The organism is Mesorhizobium sp. M4A.F.Ca.ET.050.02.1.1 (assembly GCF_003997725.1).
GTDB lineage: Bacteria > Pseudomonadota > Alphaproteobacteria > Rhizobiales > Rhizobiaceae > Mesorhizobium.
On the sequence record NZ_RZSG01000691.1, the window covers coordinates 1 to 3205 of the forward strand.

A 3205-nucleotide genomic window follows, 5' to 3' on the forward strand; every position below is an offset into this window, starting at 1 on the left:
CAAGCTGTCGCGCCCGTCGGGGCTCACGCTCTACTCCTTCGAGCGGCCGCAGCTGCCCTTTGAGCCGCATGGCGCCGATTTCGTTTTCCGGCTGCTCGACCTCGTCGCCTACCGGTTCGACGACATCGTCATCGACCTGCCTAACATCGAGACGCCCTGGCACAATTCCGTGCTGCAGACGAGCGACGAGATCTTCATCGTCTTCGAGCTCAACGTCGCCTCGCTCAGGCAAGGCAAGCGACTCTACAAGAAGATCCGCGAGCTGCGCGGCAACCAGGTGAACATCACGCTGGTGGCCAACAAGCACAAGCGCAAATGGTTCGGCAACCACTTCTCGCGCAGCGAGCTGGAGAAGATCTTCAAGGCGCCGCACATCAAGTCGGTGGCGCTCGACAACGCGCTTTTGACCGACGCGCTGAATCGCGCCATTCTGCCCTCCGAAGTCGACGGGCGGGCGCGCTTCAACAAGGACCTGAAGCTGATGTTCAAGGAGCGGCTCAGCGATGCCAGTCGCTAGAGCAGTTCCAGGAAAAGTGCGCAGCGGTTTTCCGTCCGGAATTGCGTCAAGACAGATGCCCGGGGCGGGTCTGCGTTTCCATGAAACGCTGAACCGCTCCAGGTGGCAAATTATCCGTGCCCTCGCTTGCGCGTGCATCGCGGTGACAGCGCTGGCGTCGAGCCTGCCGCCGGCCGGGGCCAGGTCCGCGCTTGCCGACCGGCCGCCGCTGCCGGCCATGGGGCCAAGCCTGCGCAAGGCGGTCGCCTTCCAGACCAGCGAACAGACCGGCACGATCATCATCCGCAAGGACGAGAAGGCGCTCTATCTGGTGACGAACCGGGGCCAGGCGCTGCGCTACCAGATCAGCGTCGGCCGCGACGGCTTCGGCTGGACCGGGACGGTCGAGGTCGGGGCCAAGACCGAATGGCCGGAATGGCGGCCGCCCAAGGAGATGCGCGCCCGCCAGCCCGAGCTGCCGGCGATGGTGCCCGCCGGGCCCTACAACCCTCTCGGCGCGCGCGCGCTCTATCTTTCACGCGGCGGACGTGACACGCTCTATCGCATACATGGCACCAACGATCCCAAGGGTGTCGGTTTCGACGGCACGTCGGGCTGCTTTCGCCTGACCAATACCGACGTGATCGATCTCTTCAAACGCGTCGCGGTGGGCGCAAAGGTGGTGGTGGAATGACTATGATCAGGGACCCGGACATTCCGGCAATCGAGCTCGGCGCTCAGGAAGCCGCCGTCGGCAAACCCAGCCGCAAAGGCACGATCGGCGTTGTCGTGGCGGGCGCCGCGCCGGTCACGCTGGTGAACCTGACCGCAGCCGTCTACCTCTACCGCGGCATCAGCGACCTGCGCAGCGTGGAAGCGCGGCTGGAGCAGCTCGGTCAGTTCGAGCAACGCATTAGCGCCCGGCTCGATACCGTCAACAACGGTTTCCAGAGCCGGTTCGAAAAGCTCGACGACCAGTTGCAGGCGAAGTTCAACGAGGTCAACGGCGGTATCGCCCGGTTGGGGCAGAGCCGGCCTTCCATCGCCGACGAACCTATGGCCAGCGCTCCGGAGCCGGCAGTAGCCCCCACCAGCAGCGAGGCGGAGACGCCGGCCGTCGCCGAAAACATGGCGAACCCAGGGTCGGTCGAAATGCCACAGCCTAGGAAGCGAGCAGCGCCGCCTGCCCCGAACCCTGCCTACCAGCGTATCCAGCAGGCGGACGGCAAGGTCTACTACCGGAAAATCAACTGAGGTTGCCGGGCGTTCCGGGCGATTGAGGCAGCAGGTCTAGAAGTCCCGCTGCAGCGCGAGAATACGGATCGCGCGTGTTTCAGCGCGCTGCCGCGCTTCGCTGAGGAAGGCGACGTGGCAATAGGCGCACGCCGCAGTGCCAAGGATCAGCACCAGGCTGTTCTTCATGGTGAAATCGATCGCCAGCGAGAATGGGATGCCGCTGGGCGCGGTGAAGGCGGCAATCGTGCTCGCCGTCTCCGAATGGCTGCCGGCGGCGATCATCAGCCCAGCGAATAGAATGGCGATATGGTTGGCCAGGAAGAAGGCGGCCGATGCCTTCGCCTGGCACGCCATCCAGCAGGCGATCGCGGCAGCGGCGAGGATGGCGGCGTCAAGCGCGATCGAAGCGCCGAGATAGAGGTCGACCTGCTGCCAGAACATCGTCGCCAAGGGCCGCAGCTCCAGCCAGACCCGCCATATCGTCGGACTGGCGGGATAGGCGCCGAGCAGGAATGTCGCCGCTCGCTCAGCCGCCAGGATGAGCAGCATGAGGGCCGGAAATGCAAAGAGCAGTATCGGTTTGCGCTTCATGTCGTCCTCGACAATTCCGAGGCCAGAATAGGCAATAGAGATTGCGCAAGCCTTAACGAAGCTTAACAAGCCGCTTGCTTCGGCATCCTTCTTACCCGTGCTATGCTGGGCCGCTGGGACGCAAACGCGGGTTCAGGCGGCCGGAGCCGTTTCATCGGGGGTTGAAAGGGTGCGCTCAAGCAGTTTGCCAAGTCGGCCTTCTGTTCGACAGCAAGCTCCGGGACATCGCCGATGAGCGGCGGCGTCCCTGTGGGAAGGTCTCGCCTGGCGATCGCGTTAGGGAGTGTCGAGCTCGTGGCCGGAGTCCTGCTGATCCTTCACGCCGGCGCTTTGATCGGGGTCAACCGGGCCACGCCGGCATTGAACGTCGTCAGAAATCAGCCGCTGCCAACGGCATTGCCTGTGTTCGATGCCGGACCGCGGCAACCTGCACGCAAGATCGCCCAGGAGCTTATCGCGCCACCGCAGCTCGAAGCATCCCGGTTCGAGCGGGTCGAGCCCCGTCCGCCACTTGGCGAACTCGGTCTCGCATACTGGCCGAAGACGCCGATGCCGGACGATTGGCGCGAGACGCGGCTCTATCGCCCGATCGCCACCTCGTCGGCGACCTTCGAGGCGATGGGGCGAACGGTGGCGATCAGCGGCACCCTCGGCATCGACCCCGACAGGAGCTGTTCCTTTCACGAAGCCGCCTGGCCGTGCGGCCAGCGCGCGCGGGCGGCCTTCAATGCCTGGCTGCGCGGGCGGGCGCTGAAATGCTTGGTGCCGCCCGATGTCGACCGCTTCACGATTGCCGCGCCCTGCAAGCTCGGCAGGCAGGATGTCGGCGCCTGGCTCGTCTCCAATGGCTGGGCGATGGCGCTGCCCGGCGGTATCTACGGG

General features: G+C 65.0%; 4 protein-coding genes and 1 pseudogene. 4 read left to right on the forward strand and 1 reads right to left on the reverse strand.

Annotated features, from left to right (window positions below):
* The 3 genes and pseudogenes from EOA33_RS29400 to EOA33_RS29410 all read left to right on the forward strand — a co-directional run.
* Nucleotides 1-517 (forward strand): annotated as a pseudogene (locus EOA33_RS29400) (pilus assembly protein); the annotation flags it as partial.
* A 142-nt stretch (nt 518-659) separates the two neighbouring features.
* Nucleotides 660-1190 (forward strand): L,D-transpeptidase, encoded by a 531-nt coding sequence (locus tag EOA33_RS29405; protein ID WP_245455642.1) that lies wholly within the window; start codon nt 660-662, stop codon nt 1188-1190.
* 2 nt (nt 1191-1192) lie between these two features.
* Nucleotides 1193-1750 carry a hypothetical protein gene (locus EOA33_RS29410; RefSeq protein WP_245482468.1) on the forward strand — a complete coding sequence of 186 codons (558 nt, stop codon included), beginning with the start codon at nt 1193-1195 and terminating at the stop codon, nt 1748-1750.
* A gap of 36 nt (nt 1751-1786) precedes the next feature.
* On the opposite strand, the gene EOA33_RS29415 is transcribed toward EOA33_RS29410, so the two are convergent.
* On the reverse strand, nt 1787-2323 hold the full coding sequence (locus tag EOA33_RS29415) for a hypothetical protein (RefSeq protein ID WP_126056501.1): 537 nt from the start codon (nt 2321-2323) through the stop codon (nt 1787-1789).
* 294 nt (nt 2324-2617) lie between these two features.
* Here EOA33_RS29415 and EOA33_RS29420 point away from each other — a divergent pair.
* Nucleotides 2618-3205: thermonuclease family protein (locus EOA33_RS29420; RefSeq protein ID WP_245482469.1), on the forward strand; the 588-nt coding region annotated here is incomplete at its 3' end.